The sequence below is a fragment of the Bacillus sp. FSL M8-0071 genome (genome assembly GCF_037975455.1).
GTDB classification, from domain to species: Bacteria; Bacillota; Bacilli; order Bacillales; family Bacillaceae; genus Bacillus; species Bacillus subtilis.
Genome location: NZ_CP150256.1, coordinates 1,096,360 through 1,114,393, shown reverse-complemented (window position 1 = coordinate 1,114,393; position 18,034 = coordinate 1,096,360). Strand labels below are relative to the sequence as shown.

18 protein-coding genes are annotated in these 18,034 nt (G+C 45.4%); 11 read left to right on the top strand and 7 right to left on the bottom strand.

The genetic code is table 11. The features are described from left to right. Window positions 1–190: 190 nt before the first annotated feature. Entirely contained in the window at window positions 191–391 is a 201-nt protein-coding gene (locus MKX71_RS05710; RefSeq protein WP_015252421.1) for a DUF3311 domain-containing protein, read from the top strand. Further along, complete coding sequence (locus MKX71_RS05705) at window positions 388–1,857, top strand: sodium:solute symporter (RefSeq protein ID WP_106073785.1); 1,470 nt, start codon at window positions 388–390, stop codon at window positions 1,855–1,857. Before MKX71_RS05710 ends, MKX71_RS05705 begins: the two co-directional genes overlap by 4 nt. Window positions 1,858–1,899: 42 nt before the next feature. Here MKX71_RS05705 and MKX71_RS05700 read toward each other — a convergent pair whose 3' ends face one another. Next, on the bottom strand, window positions 1,900–2,169 hold the full coding sequence (locus tag MKX71_RS05700; protein WP_003233136.1) for an excalibur calcium-binding domain-containing protein: 270 nt from the start codon (window positions 2,167–2,169) through the stop codon (window positions 1,900–1,902). A 216-nt stretch (window positions 2,170–2,385) separates the two neighbouring features. Here MKX71_RS05700 and MKX71_RS05695 point away from each other — a divergent pair, with 216 nt between their 5' ends. Further along, window positions 2,386–3,285: an SDR family oxidoreductase gene (locus MKX71_RS05695; RefSeq protein WP_339231837.1), complete on the top strand. Its 900-nt coding sequence runs from the start codon at window positions 2,386–2,388 to the stop codon at window positions 3,283–3,285. 46 nt (window positions 3,286–3,331) lie between these two features. Here the strand turns inward: MKX71_RS05695 and comK are convergent, their stop codons facing one another. Beyond that, window positions 3,332–3,910: a competence transcription factor ComK gene (gene comK, locus MKX71_RS05690; protein WP_029317573.1), complete on the bottom strand. Its 579-nt coding sequence runs from the start codon at window positions 3,908–3,910 to the stop codon at window positions 3,332–3,334. A gap of 292 nt (window positions 3,911–4,202) precedes the next feature. On the opposite strand from comK, the gene MKX71_RS05685 reads away from it, so the two are divergent. Continuing rightward, the gene (locus tag MKX71_RS05685) at window positions 4,203–4,436 is read left to right on the top strand and encodes an IDEAL domain-containing protein (RefSeq protein WP_003233142.1); all 234 of its coding nucleotides are present in this window, start codon (window positions 4,203–4,205) and stop codon (window positions 4,434–4,436) included. Window positions 4,437–4,463: 27 nt separating this feature from the next. Here the strand turns inward: MKX71_RS05685 and MKX71_RS05680 are convergent, their stop codons facing one another. After that, window positions 4,464–5,321, bottom strand: coding sequence for an SDR family oxidoreductase (locus tag MKX71_RS05680; RefSeq protein WP_003245662.1), 858 nt, complete (start codon window positions 5,319–5,321; stop codon window positions 4,464–4,466). Window positions 5,322–5,432: 111 nt separating this feature from the next. On the opposite strand from MKX71_RS05680, the gene MKX71_RS05675 reads away from it, so the two are divergent. From MKX71_RS05675 to phoE, 6 genes are all read left to right on the top strand, one after another. After that, window positions 5,433–6,962, top strand: a complete 1,530-nt coding sequence (locus MKX71_RS05675; protein WP_317680021.1) for an FAD-dependent oxidoreductase — start codon at window positions 5,433–5,435, stop codon at window positions 6,960–6,962. Window positions 6,963–7,100: 138 nt separating this feature from the next. After that, window positions 7,101–8,399 (top strand): heme-based aerotactic transducer HemAT, encoded by a 1,299-nt coding sequence (gene hemAT / locus MKX71_RS05670; protein ID WP_003245216.1) that lies wholly within the window; start codon window positions 7,101–7,103, stop codon window positions 8,397–8,399. 134 nt (window positions 8,400–8,533) lie between these two features. Further along, window positions 8,534–9,094 carry a biotin transporter BioY gene (locus tag MKX71_RS05665; protein WP_019712351.1) on the top strand — a complete coding sequence of 187 codons (561 nt, stop codon included), beginning with the start codon at window positions 8,534–8,536 and terminating at the stop codon, window positions 9,092–9,094. A 6-nt stretch (window positions 9,095–9,100) separates the two neighbouring features. Continuing rightward, a complete protein-coding gene (locus MKX71_RS05660) occupies window positions 9,101–10,540 on the top strand; it encodes an acyl-CoA synthetase (protein WP_339231835.1) in 1,440 nt (479 codons plus the stop codon). Further along, a complete protein-coding gene (locus MKX71_RS05655; RefSeq protein WP_339231834.1) occupies window positions 10,537–11,631 on the top strand; it encodes an acetyl-CoA C-acyltransferase in 1,095 nt (364 codons plus the stop codon). The genes MKX71_RS05660 and MKX71_RS05655 overlap by 4 nt, the downstream gene beginning before the upstream one ends. 70 nt (window positions 11,632–11,701) lie before the next feature. After that, entirely contained in the window at window positions 11,702–12,283 is a 582-nt protein-coding gene (gene phoE, locus MKX71_RS05650; RefSeq protein WP_339231833.1) for a phosphatase PhoE, read from the top strand. A gap of 31 nt (window positions 12,284–12,314) precedes the next feature. Here the strand turns inward: phoE and MKX71_RS05645 are convergent, their stop codons facing one another. From MKX71_RS05645 to MKX71_RS05635, 3 genes are all read right to left on the bottom strand, one after another. Next, window positions 12,315–13,286: an ABC transporter substrate-binding protein gene (locus MKX71_RS05645; protein WP_339231832.1), complete on the bottom strand. Its 972-nt coding sequence runs from the start codon at window positions 13,284–13,286 to the stop codon at window positions 12,315–12,317. A 216-nt stretch (window positions 13,287–13,502) separates the two neighbouring features. Beyond that, window positions 13,503–14,495, bottom strand: a complete 993-nt coding sequence (locus MKX71_RS05640; RefSeq protein ID WP_033883076.1) for an acryloyl-CoA reductase — start codon at window positions 14,493–14,495, stop codon at window positions 13,503–13,505. A gap of 71 nt (window positions 14,496–14,566) precedes the next feature. Continuing rightward, window positions 14,567–15,016, bottom strand: a complete 450-nt coding sequence (locus MKX71_RS05635) for a GNAT family N-acetyltransferase (RefSeq protein WP_326144875.1) — start codon at window positions 15,014–15,016, stop codon at window positions 14,567–14,569. Window positions 15,017–15,449: 433 nt separating this feature from the next. Between MKX71_RS05635 and aprE the strand changes: the two genes are divergently transcribed. Beyond that, window positions 15,450–16,595, top strand: coding sequence for a subtilisin AprE (aprE, locus tag MKX71_RS05630; RefSeq protein WP_015715621.1), 1,146 nt, complete (start codon window positions 15,450–15,452; stop codon window positions 16,593–16,595). Between the two features lie 38 nt (window positions 16,596–16,633). Here aprE and MKX71_RS05625 read toward each other — a convergent pair whose 3' ends face one another. Continuing rightward, window positions 16,634–17,914 (bottom strand): M48 family metallopeptidase, encoded by a 1,281-nt coding sequence (locus MKX71_RS05625; RefSeq protein ID WP_003233175.1) that lies wholly within the window; start codon window positions 17,912–17,914, stop codon window positions 16,634–16,636. Between the last annotated feature and the right edge of the window lie 120 nt (window positions 17,915–18,034).

Below are 18,034 nucleotides of genomic sequence, written 5' to 3'. Positions count from 1 at the left end.
GCCCGTTCCCTCTTCGGGCGATTCAGATCATTAATTTCAGACAATTCACACTATACAAACAAAATAAATTTATTTATAATTCGAACCACAGCCTTTCACCCTAAAAAGTGACATGTTCTGCCATATCTGCGACATCATTTTCAGTACGCTTAGGCTTGTACACCCCAATCCTAAATAGAAGGAGGATTCTATGAAACTGATTCACGTTCTTGCCGCTTTGCCCTTTATCGGAATCTTACTCGGCATCCCTTTTGCAAATAAGGTGACCCCCTATGTGTTCGGCATGCCGTTTATTCTTGCCTATATTGTGATGTGGGCTCTTTTGACCTCTGCGCTGATGGCGATTGTGTATGTCCTCGACAAGGAAAATAAAAAGGAGGAAACAGAATGAATGCAGCTCTCATCATCATCTTCGGTGTCCTGCTCTTGAGTATTTTTCTCGGTATACGCGCCCAAAAAGGAAAAGACATGAACCTGGAGCAGTGGACGGTCGGAGGGCGCGGCTTCGGAACTGTTTTCGTCTTCCTTTTGATGGCAGGCGAAATTTATACTACTTTTACGTTTCTCGGCGGCAGCGGCTGGGCCTACGGAAAAGGCGGTCCAGCCTTTTATATCATCGCCTACGGATGTCTGGCCTACATCCTTTCTTACTGGCTTCTTCCAGCAGTTTGGACGTACGCGAAACAGCATAAACTGATGTCGCAGTCTGATTTTTTCACAAAAAAATACAACAGTCCGCTGCTTGGCATTCTCGTTTCACTGGTCGGCATCGCCGCACTCATTCCCTATCTTGTACTGCAGCTGAAAGGCCTCGGGCTGATTGTATCGGAAACCTCGTACGGCAAAATCACCCCGACCGCTGCCATCTGGATCGGCGCTGTTTCCATCACGGTTTATGTTATGGTTTCAGGCATTCACGGGTCTGCCTGGATATCGGTTGTGAAGGACATCATGATTCTGGTTGTCGTTCTGTTTTTAGGTGTGTATTTGCCAATTCATTACTACGGCGGATTTCAAGACATGTTTCAGCAGATTGAAACGGCAAAGCCTGGCTTTCTTACGCTCCCCGAATCGGGACAAAGTGCGGCATGGTTCAGTTCAACCGTACTCTTGACAGCGCTTGGTTTTTACATGTGGCCTCACACGTTTTCCGCTTCGTATTCAGCCGAAAACCCAAAAGTCTTTCGTAAAAACGCCATCATCATGCCTTTGTACCAGCTGGTCCTACTCTTCGTCCTTTTCGTTGGCTTTGCGGCTATCCTGCAAGTTCCAGATCTGAAAGGCGCAGACGGGGATCTATCGCTTTTGAGACTGTCCCTGCAAGCATTTGACCCTTGGTTTGTCGGAATTATCGGTGCTGCCGGACTGCTGACAGCACTTGTGCCAGGGTCTATGATCTTAATGTCCGCCTCCACGCTGTTTGCAAAAAATGTGTACAAGGTAATCGCGCCCCGCACGACAGAACAACAGGTATCGGCTCTTGCTAAGTTTTTAGTGCCGGTGATTGCGCTGATTTCGGTGTATTTTACCTTCAAAGGCGGGAATACCATCGTTACGCTGCTTTTGATGGGCTACAGCCTTGTCACACAGCTATTCCCCGCCCTTTTGTTCAGCCTGTTCAAGCATAATATGGTAACAAAGCAAGGAGCCTTCGCCGGCATTATTGCAGGTGTCGGAGCAGTTACTTATATTACAATGACGGAAACGACGATCGGCACTTTATTTCCGGCTCTGCCGCAAGCCGCAAAAGACTTGAATGTAGGAATCGTCGCCCTGCTTTTGAATATCACGGTCATGATGGCAGTCAGCCTTATGACAAGGAAGGCGAAAAGTGCTGCGGCCGATCAGGCGGCCTAAGCATAAAAAAAGCAATCTGGACACCAGATTGCTTTTTCTTATTTACCGTTCACAGGCGATAAGATCTTTATCGCGGTCTTTGTTTTTATTGGCATCGTAAAGCGCCTTAGAAACGTAAGGCTTGTACTTCGTTTTTCCGCCTTTGTTTTTCACCTTCGATGTGCGGGCCACTCCGCCTTTGTATACTTTGTTTAGCTCCTTGCAGTTCTTATAGACCTTCACCTTTGTTTTGGCTTCCGCCACATGGCCAGCTCCGTATGAAAAACCGAAAACGAGACCGAGTGACAGCAAAACCGCCGCCGCTTTTTTCATGACGATTCACTCTCCCAACACCCAATATTTAGTTGATTTATAGCTCGAATTTATCATAATTCATATAGTCTTATTTGACAAGATAAATATGGAAGAAGGCTTTGTTTTTTCTTGTTTTCTTTTTCCTTCACTATTCAAACTGCCAAAACATGTTTTTCTGCTTATGCTCAGGGGTACACATACGAATGTACACCAAACAGAAAAGGAGCGTTGCTGATGTCTGATTCAAATCTTACGAATCCTATAAAAGCATTTTTTCATGATGAATTTCCCGAACAATATCAAGAACCGCCAGGCCTGCAAAAGAACATGAAGCCTGTCCCTGATTGCGGAGAAAAAAGCTACAAAGGATCAGGTAAACTAACGGGTCGAAAAGCGCTTGTCACGGGCGGCGATTCCGGTATCGGCCGCGCTGCCGCAATTGCTTACGCCAGAGAAGGTGCCGATGTGGCTATTAACTACTTGCCCGAGGAACAGCCAGATGCTGAAGAGGTAAAAGAGCTGATTGAAGCAGAAGGCCGAAAAGCAGTGCTGATCCCCGGAGACTTGAGCGACGAATCCTTTTGCCAAGATCTGGTCAAACAGGCGCAGCAGGAGCTCGGAGGACTGGATGTACTGGCGCTCGTTGCAGGCAAACAGCAAGCAGTCGAAAACATCGAAGATCTGCCTACTGAACAAATCTATAAAACATTTGAAGTGAACGTCTTTTCCCTTTACTGGGTTGTAAAAGCGGCGCTTCCGTATTTGCCGGAGGGAGCTTCAATTATTACAACTACCTCAGTTGAAGGCTACAATCCAAGCCCGATGCTGTTAGATTACGCAGCAACGAAAAACGCCATTATCGGCTTTACCGTCGGACTGGGAAAACAGCTTGCTTCCAAAGGCATCAGAGTAAATTCAGTTGCGCCCGAACCAATTTGGACACCGCTGCAAATTTCCGGCGGACAGCCGACGGAAAACATCCCGAAATTCGGACAAGGCACGCCGCCAGCTCCATTAAATCGCGCTGGGCAGCCAGTGGAATTGGCCGATGTTTATGTATTTCTAGCTTCAGAGAATTCAAGCTATGTGACATCTCAGGTATATGGCATCACCGGAGGAATTCCGACGGCATAGCTTTATGAAAGGAGCTGCCCTGTTCGGTCAGCTCCTTCCTATTTTTCTAATACCGTTCCCCGAGCTCACGCAAAATAAAATCATAAATCATCTTCGTCCGCTCTTCTTTCGGGTACAGCATAAATTCCTGTCTTTTCGGCACGCGGTGGTCGATTCTGTCTTGGAATTTGGTTCTGAGCCACGCTGTTCGGTATACCTGGTTCTCGAACGAATTATAAGAGATCGGCAGCTCCATCGTTTTCCCATTTGAAAACGTCACTTCCGTATCGTCAAATTCAGTCGCTTTGAATTCTTTTACATGCACATGGGAAATCCAGCCGCATTGGGGTCTTGTCGAAGAAAGTGTAGGGAATAAAAAGATTTGGTTCGAAGGGTCCACCATGATCGGCGGCTTGTGTGAAATTTTTGTCACTTCATAAGTTCCTGCTTTTCTTCCCGCATAGCTTGATCCAAAAAATCGGCAGCTTCTGTCGACAATTTGCAGTGGCTTCATGTTTACATAAAACACGCAATCTTTTTCAATAATTCTGGAACAGATTTTGCCGTCTATTTCTTCTGGCAGCACGGCAATTGTTGCGCCGTTCACTTCATACGATTCTAAAGGTGCGTCTGTTTTCTGACTCATATTATGGCCTCCATCCTTTTTCTGCAAAATTTATACTAATAATCTATCATCTGTTTTTGTAAAACGACAGGTTTTTTTAACATTTAAGATAAAATCATCTTTTAATGATATTTAATGGTACTAAATGACTAGTAATAAACCGATTTTACTTTCATAAGACTTGCCGGTTTACGGCATTTTGCAGGATATGTCGATAGATTGCCAAGTATTAGTTGTCTAAAAATTATAAAAATTTATTGATTTTTTCGACCGTTATCCATATACTATAAAAAAGGCATTGGGGGGATTCTTTATGAAAGAGAAAAAATCGTACACTGAGCTCATGAAGTCCCGCAACACGCAAAAAACAAAAGAATTCGATGTCACAATGACGGATATTTACATTCAAATGGTGCTCGATGAATCCTTGTATAACCGTCGGCTTGCCATGCTGACGGACCAAATTAACAAAGCCTTGGACGAAAAAGATAAAGATGCGTTTCTTACGCTCTCTAAAGAATATGCAGCGCTCAAGCAGAGCGAATAAGCCAATCCTTCAAGGATTGGCTTTTTATTATCCGTTCACAATTGTTCCGCCATTGACGTGAATCGTCTGCCCTGTGACGTATGTGGAATCGTCGCTGGCAAGGTATAGATAGCTTGGCGCCACTTCGACCGGCTGTCCCGGGCGTTCCATCGGCACGTCTGAACCAAACACTTCCACGTCTTTTGCGGCAAAGCTGGCCGGGATAAGCGGTGTCCAAATGGGACCCGGTGCCACTGCATTGACCCGTATGCCCTGCTGAACAAGCGACTGGGAAAGGGACCTTGTAAACGTAACGATCGCGCCTTTTGTCGCTGAATAATCGATCAGCGTTTTATTGCCTTTATAGGCGGTAATTGAAGCGGTATTAATAATAGAGCTCCCTTTTTTTAAATGAGGCAGCACTGCCTTTGTTAAGTAAAACATGGAAAAAATGTTTGTTTGGAAGGTTCTGATCAGCTGGTGGCTGGTGATTTTTTCAATGCTGGGCTGGACATGCTGCTCAGCTGCATTGTTAACCAATATATCAATGGATGGAAACACTTGGCTTGCCTGCCCGACCACATCATTGCAAAACGCTTCATCCCCAACATCTCCTGCAATCAGCAGGCATTTTACCCCTTCCTTTTCTACATACTGCTTTGTTTCCTCGGCGTCCTGATGTTCATTCAAATACACAATGACCACATTAGCTCCTTCTTTTGCGAATAACACCGAGACAGCGCGTCCAATCCCGCTGTCTCCTCCAGTAATAATAGCGGTTTTGCCCTCTAATTTTTTCGCTTTCTTCGGCTTATCAAAAACCGGACGCGGGTCCATCAGATATTCAAAACCAGGCTGCTGGTTCTGGTGCTGAGGCGGTAATGTTTTCTTTTTTTGATTCGCCAATGAAATCACTCCTTTTCAACCTTATTATGTTATGAACAATGCCTGCTTCCTATGTATGAAAAGATAGAATATGGAAAAATTAAGAATAAATCTGATTGGAGGTATAACGGCTTGGCTAATCAACATTTTGCAAAGGAAGCACCTGAAACATACTGGAAAACATCAACTGACCTGCCTTCTTTTCCTGCGCTTCAAGAGGACACTGAATGTGACGTCACCATTATCGGAGGCGGGATTACGGGAATCACAACGGCATATGAACTTACGAAGAGAGGCTTCCGTGTCGTTTTGATTGAAGCAAATCAGGTTCTTAACGGAACCACTGCGCATACAACTGCTAAAGTTACCGCACAGCATGACATGATATACGACGAATTTATCCGCCATTTCGGATTAAACCATGCGAGGCTTTATTATGAAGCAAACCAAAACGCAATTGATTACATAAAAGGCATTGTGGATGAACATCAAATTGATTGTGAATGGATCGAGCAAGACGCATATCTTTATACGGCAAATGAAAACGCTGTTCAAAAAATCCGCACCGAGCATGAGGCATACACAAAGCTCGGAATTGAAAGAGACCTTATCAAGGATCTTCCAATTCCCTTAGGTTCTAAGCTGGCGCTTGTCATGAAGAATCAAGCTCAATTTCATCCGCTTCAATACTTAAAAGCGCTTCTGGAGCAAATTGTTCAAAAAGGCGGCCGAATTTATGAAGAGACCGTTGCGCTTGATATCAAAAAAGGCGAAAGGCCCGAAGTGGTAACAAAAAGCCGGCACGCCATTAAGAGCCGCTTTATCATATGCTGTTCCCACTTCCCTTTTTATGACGGAGGCGGATTATATGCTGCGAGAATGTACTCCGACAGATCTTATGTCCTTGCCATCAAGCCGAAGATCGAGTATCCCGAGGGCATGTATTTGAGTATCGATCAGCCGTCAGTGGCGCTCCGCTATACGGTTGTAAACGGTGAAAAGCTGATTCTCTTCAGCGGAGTAAGCCATAAAACAGGCCAGGGAAAAGCCATGTCTACACATTATGAAACACTGAGACAACTGGCCGAAAGCACCATCGGCATCGAAAGCATTCCATATTATTGGTCCACACAAGATCTAGTGACGATCGACAAAATCCCGTTTATCGGGCCGATGTCGGAAAATGAGGACAATATTCTAGTAGCGACCGGGTTCAAAAAATGGGGCATGACGTCCTCAGCAGTCGCAGCCACTCTATTGTCAGACCTTGTGGAGAAAAAAGACAATCCATACGAAAGCATTTTCACTCCGTCCCGTTTCCATCTGAATCCCGGGTTGCAGAAAGTGATTTCCTACAATGCCGATGTCGCCAAGCATTTGATTAAAGGAAAGCTTGAAAAGCCTGATGTCCAATTTGAAGACATTTCGCCAGGAGAAGGGAAAGCCGTCACCATAAACGGCAGGCGAGCGGGAGCATTTCGGGATGAGACAGGCTGCCTCCATCTCGTTGATACGACTTGTACCCATTTAGGCTGCGAGGTCGAGTGGAACGACAGTGAGCATACGTGGGATTGTCCGTGCCACGGATCACGCTTTAAGCCATCTGGCGAAGTTGTAGATGGTCCGGCCATTAAACCATTAAAACAAATAGATCTCGATTAAACCGTTCATTTTAATGAACGGTTTTTCAAATATTTTTCATCTGCAGCTTCATTCATGTTTCTCTTGGCCGATAAAAAAGAAAAAGGCTTAAAAAGCCAAAAAGTAAAAATTATATTTTTCCCAAGGGGGATCATTGTATTGTTATTTAAAAAAGACAGAAAACAAGAAACAGCTTACTTTTCAGATTCAAACGGACAGCAAAAAAACCGCATTCAGCTCACAAACAAACATGCAGATGTCAAAAAACAGCTCAAAATGGTCAGGTTGGGAGATGCTGAGCTTTACGTGTTAGAGCAGCTTCAGCCACTCATTCAAGAAAATATCGTAAATATCGTTGATGCGTTTTATAAAAACCTTGACCATGAAAGCTCATTGATGGATATCATTAATGATCACAGCTCAGTTGACCGCTTAAAACAAACGTTAAAACGGCATATTCAGGAAATGTTTGCAGGCGTTATCGATGATGAATTTATTGAAAAGCGTAACCGAATCGCCTCCATCCATTTAAGAATCGGCCTTTTGCCAAAATGGTATATGGGTGCGTTTCAAGAGCTTCTTTTGTCAATGATTGACATTTATGAAGCGTCCATTACAAATCAGCAAGAACTGCTAAAAGCCATTAAAGCAACAACAAAAATCTTGAACTTAGAACAGCAGCTTGTCCTTGAAGCGTTTCAAAGCGAGTACAACCAGACCCGTGATGAACAAGAAGAAAAGAAAAACCTTCTTCATCAGAAAATTCAAGAAACCTCTGGATCGATTGCCAATCTGTTTTCAGAAACAAGCAGATCAGTTCAAGAGCTTGTGGACAAATCTGAAGGCATTTCTCAAGCATCCAAAGCCGGCACTGTAACATCCAGCACTGTTGAAGAAAAGTCGATCGGCGGAAAAAAAGAGCTAGAAGTCCAGCAAAAACAGATGAACAAAATTGACACAAGCCTTGTCCAAATCGAAAAAGAAATGGTCAAGCTGGATGAAATCGCGCAGCAAATTGAAAAAATCTTCGGCATCGTCACAGGCATAGCTGAACAAACAAACCTTCTCTCGCTCAATGCATCTATTGAATCCGCCCGCGCCGGAGAACACGGCAAAGGCTTTGCTGTCGTGGCAAATGAAGTGCGGAAGCTTTCTGAGGATACGAAAAAAACCGTCTCTACTGTTTCTGAGCTTGTGAACAATACGAATACACAAATCAACATTGTATCCAAGCATATCAAAGACGTGAATGAGCTAGTCAGCGAAAGTAAAGAAAAAATGACGCAAATTAACCGCTTATTCGATGAAATCGTCCACAGCATGAAAATCAGCAAAGAGCAATCAGGCAAAATCGACGTCGATCTGCAAGCCTTTCTTGGAGGGCTTCAGGAAGTCAGCCGCGCCGTTTCCCATGTGGCCGCTTCCGTTGATTCGCTTGTCATCCTGACAGAAGAATAACCATCAAAAACCGGTCTGCCATACGGCCGGTTTTTTTGCGTTCATTATGTAAACTTAAATTAAAAATCAGTTGACATAATAATTGCCTGCATTTATTGTATAACCATATTTGATTACTTTTTGGAGGATTTCACATGCTGAAATTAATCGACATGATGCATATTGCGATTTTCACCGCGCTGATGGCAGTGCTCGGCTTTATGCCCCCTCTCTTCTTATCCTTTACACCCGTTCCGATTACATTGCAAACGCTTGGTGTCATGTTGGCAGGCAGCATCCTCAGGCCAAAGTCTGCTTTCTTAAGCCAGCTTGTCTTTTTGCTGCTCGTCGCCTTCGGAGCGCCGCTGTTGCCCGGCGGACGAGGCGGTTTTGGTGTGTTTTTCGGACCGAGCGCAGGCTTTTTGATTGCTTATCCCCTCGCTTCATGGCTGATCAGTTTAGCCGCTAACAGGCTGCGGAAGGTGACAGTATCGCGTCTCTTTTTCACTCATATCGTATTCGGCATCATCTTTATTTATCTGCTTGGTATACCGGTACAAGCTTTTATCATGCATATTGATTTGTCACAGGCCGCCTTCATGAGCCTTGCATATGTGCCTGGTGATTTGATAAAAGCGGCTGTATCTGCATTTCTGGCGATAAAAATCACTCAAGCCTTGTCTCTTTCTGATACGATGTTTACAAAAGGAGGATGACACTACATGACAATTACCCATACCTATTCATCTACCGCCGAAACATCGCCCGGCCGTGTAGCGATCCAGACTGAATCGGAGCAAATCACGTACCAAGATTGGGATCGGCTTGTCTTTCAAACCGCAAATTGGCTGCGGTCACAGCCGAGCATGCCGAATCGTGTGGCGATCCTGCTCCCAAATAGTCTGGCGTTTTTACAGCTGTTTGCCGGAGCCGCAGCGGCTGGATGTACGGCAATTCCCATCGACACACGCTGGAGCGCGGCAGAATGTAAGGAGCGGCTGTCCATAAGCAATGCGGATCTTGTGGTTACTTTAGCCTTTTTTAAAAACAAACTGACAGATAGCCAGACACCTGTTGTTTTGCTGGATAACTGTATGGCAGATATTTCTGAGGCAGCCGCTGATCCCTTGCCTACCATTGATCCGGAGCACCCTTTTTATATGGGATTTACGTCGGGCTCGACAGGAAAACCGAAGGCCTTTACGCGATCTCACCGCTCATGGATAGAGAGCTTTACCTGTACAGAAACAGATTTTTCGATTTCATCAGATGATAAGGTTCTGATTCCCGGAGCGTTAATGTCCTCTCACTTCCTATATGGGGCTGTCAGCACCTTGTTTCTCGGAGGAACCGTTTGTTTGCTGAAAAAGTTTTCTCCTGCCAAAACGAAGGAATGGCTGAGCCGTGAATCCATCAGTGTTCTCTATACCGTACCGACGATGACAGACGCCCTCACAAGGATTGAGGGTTTTCCCGACAGTCCCGTCAAAATCATTTCATCCGGCGCAGACTGGCCGGCAGAATCCAAGGAGAAGCTTGCCGCTGCATGGCCTCATCTCAAGCTGTACGATTTTTACGGCACATCAGAGCTAAGTTTTGTTACGTTTTCTTCACCGGAAGACAGCAAACGGAAGCCTCATTCAGCGGGCCGCCCTTTTCATAATGTCCGGATCGAAATCCGCAACGCTGGAGGAGAACGCTGTCAGCCAGGGGAAGTCGGAAAAATATTTGTCAAAAGCCCGATGCGGTTTTCCGGCTATGTGAACGGCAGCACACCAGATGAATGGATAACAGTGGATGATATGGGCTATGTTGATGAAGAGGGCTTTCTATACATATCAGGAAGAGAAAACGGGATGATCGTGTACGGAGGATTAAATATTTTCCCAGAAGAAATTGAGCGTGTGCTTCTCGCCTGCCCAGAGGTTGAAAGCGCGGCTGTCGTTGGCATTCCCGACGAGTATTGGGGAGAAATCGCTGTAGCTGTCATTCATGGAAACGCTAATGCCAGAACACTGAAAGCCTTGTGTAAACAGAAATTAGCCTCCTACAAAATCCCGAAAAAATGGGTGTTTGCAGACAGCTTGCCGGAAACGAGCAGCGGAAAAATTGCCCGTTCCAGAGTGAAAAAATGGCTGGAAGAGAGTATACAGTATAAATGAATGCGGTTATTGTTGATGCAAAACGAACGATCTTTGGAAATCAAAACGGACTGCTGAAGCCCTTCCTGCCGGAGGATTTGTCAGCTCCCATCATCCGCTGTCTCAGCCGAAAGCTAGAGGATCAAATTGACGAGGTCATTCTCGGAAACGCTACCGGCAGAGGCGGCAACCTCGCCAGACTGTCAGCCCTTCAAGCCGGACTGCCTTTATCGGTTCCCGGAATGACAATTGACAGACAGTGCGGCTCCGGCCTTGAAGCTGTGCGCTATGCCTGCAGCCTTATTCAAGCGGGAGCCGGCACGATGTATATCGCGGGCGGCTCAGAAAGCAGCAGCCAATCCCCTTTTTCAGAACGGGCCCGCTTTTCTCCAGATGCCATCGGCGATCCAGACATGGGCATTGCGGCAGAATATACGGCTGCACGCTATTCCATCAGCAGAAGCATGCAGGATGAGTACGCGCTTCTCAGCCATCAACGCAGCAGGAACGCGCATGATGAAGGATTTTACCGTGAAGAAATTGTTGCTCTTGGGGAATTGGAGATGGACGAAGCATTTTTGAAAACGCGGCCGATAGAAGCGATTATTCCCCGTGCAAAGCCGGTTTTCGACACCAGCTCCGGAACAGTCACAGCAGCCAACAGCAGCGGCATAGCAGACGGAGCAGCCGCTCTTTTGGTAATGGAAGAAGAAAAAGCGGCAGCCCTCGGACTTAAGCCTGTGCTTCGGTTTATCGGCAGCGCTGTCAGCGGCATTCACCCCAACTATCCGCCCGCGGCACCGGTTGATGCGATCCGTAACCTCTTACATACACACGATATAACACCTGAGGATATCGGTTTATTTGAAATCAATGAAGCCTTTGCCGTCAAAATTTGTGTCTGCTCGCAAGAACTCGGCATTCCCTTTTCAAAAATCAATGTGCGCGGCGGCGCATTAGCTCTTGGCCATCCATACGGTGCATCAGGTGCAGCTCTGGTAACCAGATTGTTTTATGAAGCGAAAAGACGGACAGACTGTCAATATGCTGTTGCAGCCATCGGAAGCGGCGGCGGAATTGGACTGGCGTTATTATTTGAAGTTCTTGCATAGGCTTTTTCATAGGATGCACGCTTTCGATTTAGTATAATAGTGATATGAATAAAGTCAGGAAGGGGATTTTATGACAGCCGTTTGTTTAGTAAGACATGGAGAAACCGATTGGAACCTGCAGCAAAAATGCCAAGGCAAAACCGATATTCCGCTAAACGCAACAGGTGAACGCCAAGCAAGAGGAACCGGAGAATATGTAAAGGACTTTTCTTGGGATATTATTGTGACGAGCCCGCTGAAAAGAGCGAAAAGAACCGCGGAAATTATTAATGAATATCTGCATCTTCCGATAGTCGAGATGGATGATTTTAAGGAACGCGATTACGGCGACGCGGAGGGCATGCCGCTGGAGGAACGGACAAAGCGCTATCCAGATAACATCTATCCGAATATGGAAACCTTAGAAGAACTCACTGACAGGCTGATGGGCGGTTTGGCAAAAGTGAACCAGGCGTATCCAAACAAGAAGGTGCTGATCGTGGCGCACGGTGCGGCAATTCACGCCCTGCTGACGGAAATATCCGGCGGTGACCCGGAGCTTCAAAGCACCCGTCTCGTCAACGCCTGCCTCAGCAACATTGAATTTGCAGAAGAAAAATGGCGGATAAAAGACTATAATATCAACAGCCACTTATCCGGCTTTATCAAATAAGAAAAAGACAGGCGTTTGCCTGTCTTTTCTTTTATTTCTTAGCAGCCGTCATCTCTTTTTGAAGCTCGTCCAAAATGGCATTCGCCCCGTCTACACTGCGGCGCAGAGACCACACCGCACGATCCACGTGGTATACATGCCCGTTTTTCACTGCCTTCAGTTTTTTCCAAAGGACATTCTTTTCGATCGGGCGTTTACCGTCGGCGTCGAGGTCATCTGTTTTTCCTGTCATCAGGATGATCACATCCGGATCTGTTTTCAGCAGCTGCTCCAGTGTCATTTTCATATTCACAGAGTCGCCGCCATTGCTTGAATCGCTATTGCCTGACGTACTGATTGCATATCGATAGCCGACCTGTGTTAAAAGTCTCGATGTAAAGAAGTTTTCATCCCTGGCCATAATCATATCATTTGTATTTCCGATCAAAAGCACGGACTGGCTGTTCGCGCTGATTTTCTGCTTTGTCTCGCTAAGCTTTTCTTCATGCGCCGTCAGCTTTTTCTCCATTTCCTTCTCCTTGCCGACTGCTTTTGCAATCGTAAGCGAAGCGTCAATTGTATCCTGATAATCAGCATTTAAATTATTAAGCGCAATCGTCGACGCTATTTTTTTCAGCTGATCGTACACCTTCTTATGCCGGGTCGTGTCAGCAATAATTAAATCGGGTTTTAATGAAGCAATCTTTTCCATGCTTGGCTGTGAGCGAGTGCCGACAGATGTGTAGCCGTCAATTTTCTTCAGCACATCCTTGTTGATCAGCTGCTTCGCTTTGTTGTCATCGGCAACCCCGACAGGCGTAATGCCGAGATCAAGCAGTGTATCAATAAAACCAAGCTCAAGAACAACAACCCGCTTCGGATGCTCAGGCACATTTGTCTTCCCTAAATCATGTGTTACCGCCACTTTATGTTCTTTACTGTTTTGATTGCCGCTTGAAGACGAGCAAGCAGCCGTTAAGACAGAAAGAAGTAAAACTGTAAGAATAATCAGTGTTTTTTTCATATGTTCCAGTCTCTCCTGTTGGTAGTTTCTATGGTTAAGATGTCCAAGAGTAGTATAACACGGAATGAGAATCATTATCACCAATTATTTTTAAAATGAGAAGAGAAAGTTCGGCTTACAGGAAAATCTTGTTTCGCGACACAGCAGTTCAGCAGCTGATCATCCTGTCCACAAAAAAGCTTGCAGAAAAATAACATTCTCTGCAAGCTGATCCTGTTAAAGCTTCACAATCACTCTTCCTTGAATGCGATTTTGCAAAATATCTTTTAACGCACCCGGCGTTTCTTCCAATGATACTTCCCTGTCCACGATGGTCAGCAGCTGATCAGGCTTGAGATCAGAAGACATGCGCTCCCAAACAGCGGCTCTGACGTCCATCGGACAATATACTGAATCGATTCCGAGCAGGCTTACTCCGCGAAGAATAAAAGGATACACGGTTGCCGGAACTTCTCCTCCGCCGGTTAAGCCGCTCACTGCGACAGATCCGCCGTATTGAATTTTGCTTAAAAGCGAGGCAAGCTGTTTTCCGCCGACTGGATCAACCGCTCCCTGCCATTGCTGCTTGGACAGCGCCTTAAGCGTTCCGTCATAGACATCTTCCCTGCTGATTACTTCGCTTGCACCAAGCTGTTTCAAATAATCAGCCGCCTCCCGGTTTCCGGTACTTGCCACCACATCATAACCCCGCTTGTTCAGCATCGATACCGCAATTCCGCCGACACCGCCGGTTGCTCCTGTGACTAGCACGCTGCCTTTTTCCGGAGACAGACCGTTCTGTTCAAGCCGATGCACTGATAACGCCGCAGTAAATCCCGCCGTTCCGTACACCATCGCTTCTTTTAACGAAAGATTCTGTGGCAAAGGCACCAGCCAGTCACCAGGCACCGAAGCGTATTCACTTAATCCGCCATCACGGGAGACACCGAGCTCATAGCTTGTCGCGATCACCTCATCCCCCTCCGCAAAACGCGGATCATTGGAAGAGACGACCGTACCCGCAGCATCAATGCCTAAAATAAGCGGATACTCTCTGACGATATTGCCTCCTGCTTTTCCGGCCAGACCATCTTTGTAATTGATGCCGGAATAAGCAACTTTAATCAGGACACCATCCTTCGGCAAATCCTCTGTTGATATGGTGTTCACATGGACTGAAACATCATCGGCATTTTTTTCTGCCTGCAATGCTTGAAATAACGTTGACATTCGGCACACTCCTTTTCATTTATATCGTAACCGAAGAACGTTCAAAAAACCAAATCATCAAGCCGCCATTTTCACTTCGCCGGCACATTGAGAGAATAATGGACAAATGCGGTATCCTCTTCATAGCCGTTTTGCTCATACAAGCTTCTTGCCTTCCGGTTGTGGTGCTCAGTCTGAAGCGTTAAACATTTTGCCCCGTTTTCCCCTGCATAATCCTTTGCGGCAGAAAGCAGCCGGCCGCCGGCTCCCTTTGTACGCGCATGAGGAACGACAAATAAGTCATTTAATATGTAGATCCTTTTCATTGACACAGAAGAAAACGTTGGATAGAGCTGGGTAAAACCTATGAATTCTCCATTTTCTTCTGCTATCAAAATAACAGACTCGTGATTTTCCAAACGAGCTTTCAAAAAAGCCTCTGCCCCTTGCAAATCGGATGCCTGTCTATAAAATTCCCGATATTGGTTAAACAACGGCGCAATGTCGGCCGCATCTGATGTTTTTGCTTGGCGAATGTTCATCTTATTTCTTCCTCTCTCTCAATAATTTTTTCATTCTATCCCTTTTCTGTAAAGTTTATTTTTCAGAATACTTTTATCATCATGCTTTGAAAAAATATCACGATAATATCCATTGTTCTCACGGAAGCACACGCAGGTCATTTGAACGAATTTTTTCGACAGGAATTTGCCGGGACTCAGGAGCATTTAACCTAAAAAAGCATGACATTTCAGCATAATGAACATTTACTCATGTCTATTTTCGTTCTTTTCTGTATGAAAATAGTTATTTCGAGTCTCTACGGAAATAGCGAGAGATGATATACCTAAATAGAGATAAAATCATCTCAAAAAAATGGGTCTACTAAAATATTATTCCATCTATTACAATAAATTCACAGAATAGTCTTTTAAGTAAGTCTACTCTGAATTTTTTAAAAGGAGAGGGTAAAGAGTGAGAAGCAAAAAATTGTGGATCAGCTTGTTGTTTGCGTTAACATTAATCTTTACGATGGCGTTCAGCAACATGTCTGCGCAGGCTGCCGGAAAAAGCAGTACAGAAAAGAAATACATTGTTGGATTTAAACAGACAATGAGTGCCATGAGTTCCGCCAAGAAAAAGGATGTTATTTCTGAAAAAGGCGGAAAGGTTCAAAAGCAATTTAAGTATGTTAACGCGGCCGCAGCAACATTGGATGAAAAAGCTGTAAAAGAATTGAAAAAAGATCCGAGCGTTGCATATGTGGAAGAAGATCATATTGCACATGAATATGCGCAATCTGTTCCTTATGGCATTTCTCAAATTAAAGCGCCGGCTCTTCACTCTCAAGGCTACACAGGCTCTAACGTAAAAGTAGCTGTTATCGACAGCGGAATTGACTCTTCTCATCCTGACTTAAACGTCAGAGGCGGAGCAAGCTTCGTACCTTCTGAAACAAACCCATACCAGGACGGCAGTTCTCACGGTACGCATGTAGCCGGTACGATTGCCGCTCTTAATAACTCAATCGGTGTTCTGGGCGTAGCGCCAAGCGCATCATTATATGCAGTAAAAGTGCTTGATTCAACAGGAAGCGGCCAATATAGCTGGATTATTAACGGCATTGAATGGGCCATTTCCAACAATATGGATGTTATTAACATGAGCCTTGGCGGACCTTCTGGTTCTACAGCGCTGAAAACAGTCGTTGACAAAGCCGTTTCCAGCGGTATCGTCGTTGCTGCCGCTGCCGGAAACGAAGGTTCGTCCGGAAGCTCAAGCACAGTCGGCTACCCTGCAAAATATCCTTCTACTATTGCGGTAGGTGCGGTAAACAGCAGCAACCAAAGAGCTTCATTCTCAAGCGCAGGTTCTGAGCTTGATGTGATGGCTCCTGGCGTATCCATCCAAAGCACACTTCCTGGAGGCACTTACGGTGCTTACAACGGCACGTCCATGGCGACTCCTCACGTTGCCGGAGCAGCAGCGCTAATTCTTTCTAAGCACCCGACTTGGACAAACGCGCAAGTCCGTGATCGTTTAGAAAGCACTGCAACATATCTTGGAAACTCTTTCTACTATGGAAAAGGGTTAATCAACGTACAAGCAGCTGCACAATAATAGTAAAAAGAAGCAGGTTCCTCCATACCTGCTTCTTTTTATTTGTCAGCATCCTGATGTTCCGGCGCATTCTCTTCTTTCTCCGCATGTTGAATCCGTTCCATGATCGAAGGATGGCTGCCTCTGAAAATCTTCACAAGCACCGGAGGATCAACCTGGCTCAGCCCCGTCACGGCCAAATCCTGAAACGTTTTAACAGCGGCTTCTCTGTTCTCTGTCAACTCGATCCCATACTGGTCAGCCTTATTCTCCTGATAACGCGAGACAGCATTAGAAAAAGGCGTCACCGCAAAGCTCAAAACAGAAAACAAAAGCAATAACAGCGGAAGTGCCGCAAGATCATGCCGTCCTTCTAAATGAAACATGCTGCGGGTTAGGCGAACCGTCCGCTTGTAAAGCTTATCAATGACATAAAATCCGGCGAGCGACACGAGCAAATAACCAGCCAGACCGATGTAAACGTGCTTCATGACATAATGGCCCATTTCATGGCCCATAATAAACAGGATTTCTGAATCGTCAAGTTTGTTCAGCGTCGTATCCCACAATACAATCCGTTTATTGGCCCCAATTCCTGTAACATAGGCATTCAGCGCATTTGTTTTTTCTGACATGTTCACTTCATATACATGGTCAGCCGGAATATTGGCTTCATCTGCCAGCTCTAAAATTTTGCTTTCAAGCTCTTTGTTTTTCAGCGGATAAAAATCATTGTATAAAGGATCGATAATGACCGGCTGAATAAAAAACAGAAACAGCGAAAACGGCACTGTTAACAGCCAGGCGTATAACCACCATTTTTTTTCATGCCTTTTGATCAGCCAATAAAAAACGAGAACGCAAAGCGTAAAGATTGGAAAGCTGATCCAAAAGCTGATAACCTGATCCTTAGCCCAGCTGGCCGTTGTCTGTGTGGAAATGTTATAGTCAAGCGATACTTGATAGCCTATCCAATCTAAAGGCAGCGTCACCAATGTTGTAATCAGCGAAAGCACAAACACAAAACCAACGGTCTGCAAAAACCGAAAAGGCACGGCCGCTTCGATCCATTTCTTGATTTTCTTTGAAACACCGCTGACAAGCAGAACAAAAAACAGAAACCAATCAAGTGGTACCCCGATAAAAAATAAAAAATTTTTGACATTCGAATACTGCTCGGCCACTGCCAACTCAGACGGCTTCATGAAAGAAGCCGGATCAGCCTGCGTCCCTTTCACGGCTTCCGGTATTGCGGAATCACCCGACAGGAAAAAATACCAATAAAAAAACAGCCCGTACAGCACGTAAGCAAGTCCTGCTGCCGCAATCCACTTGCGCATAACGCCTCACTCCTCACATCAACCCGTTACTTCTATTGTAATCATAAATTCAAATTCTTAGAACCAAGCTGTGTTCCGCACTTTTCCACCCTTTTAAGCATGGAAAGCCCGATCGCTGGG

Coding starts and splice junctions, on each gene's coding strand:
- MKX71_RS05710 (WP_015252421.1), top strand. CDS start 191: ATGAAACTGATTCACGTTCTTGCCGCTTTGCCCTTTATCGGAATCTTA.
- MKX71_RS05705 (WP_106073785.1), top strand. CDS start 388: ATGAATGCAGCTCTCATCATCATCTTCGGTGTCCTGCTCTTGAGTATT.
- MKX71_RS05700 (WP_003233136.1), bottom strand. CDS start 2,169: ATGAAAAAAGCGGCGGCGGTTTTGCTGTCACTCGGTCTCGTTTTCGGT.
- MKX71_RS05695 (WP_339231837.1), top strand. CDS start 2,386: ATGTCTGATTCAAATCTTACGAATCCTATAAAAGCATTTTTTCATGAT.
- comK (WP_029317573.1), bottom strand. CDS start 3,910: ATGAGTCAGAAAACAGACGCACCTTTAGAATCGTATGAAGTGAACGGC.
- MKX71_RS05685 (WP_003233142.1), top strand. CDS start 4,203: ATGAAAGAGAAAAAATCGTACACTGAGCTCATGAAGTCCCGCAACACG.
- MKX71_RS05665 (WP_019712351.1), top strand. CDS start 8,534: ATGCTGAAATTAATCGACATGATGCATATTGCGATTTTCACCGCGCTG.
- MKX71_RS05660 (WP_339231835.1), top strand. CDS start 9,101: ATGACAATTACCCATACCTATTCATCTACCGCCGAAACATCGCCCGGC.
- MKX71_RS05655 (WP_339231834.1), top strand. CDS start 10,537: ATGAATGCGGTTATTGTTGATGCAAAACGAACGATCTTTGGAAATCAA.
- phoE (WP_339231833.1), top strand. CDS start 11,702: ATGACAGCCGTTTGTTTAGTAAGACATGGAGAAACCGATTGGAACCTG.
- MKX71_RS05645 (WP_339231832.1), bottom strand. CDS start 13,286: ATGAAAAAAACACTGATTATTCTTACAGTTTTACTTCTTTCTGTCTTA.
- MKX71_RS05640 (WP_033883076.1), bottom strand. CDS start 14,495: ATGTCAACGTTATTTCAAGCATTGCAGGCAGAAAAAAATGCCGATGAT.
- MKX71_RS05635 (WP_326144875.1), bottom strand. CDS start 15,016: ATGAACATTCGCCAAGCAAAAACATCAGATGCGGCCGACATTGCGCCG.
- MKX71_RS05625 (WP_003233175.1), bottom strand. CDS start 17,914: ATGCGCAAGTGGATTGCGGCAGCAGGACTTGCTTACGTGCTGTACGGG.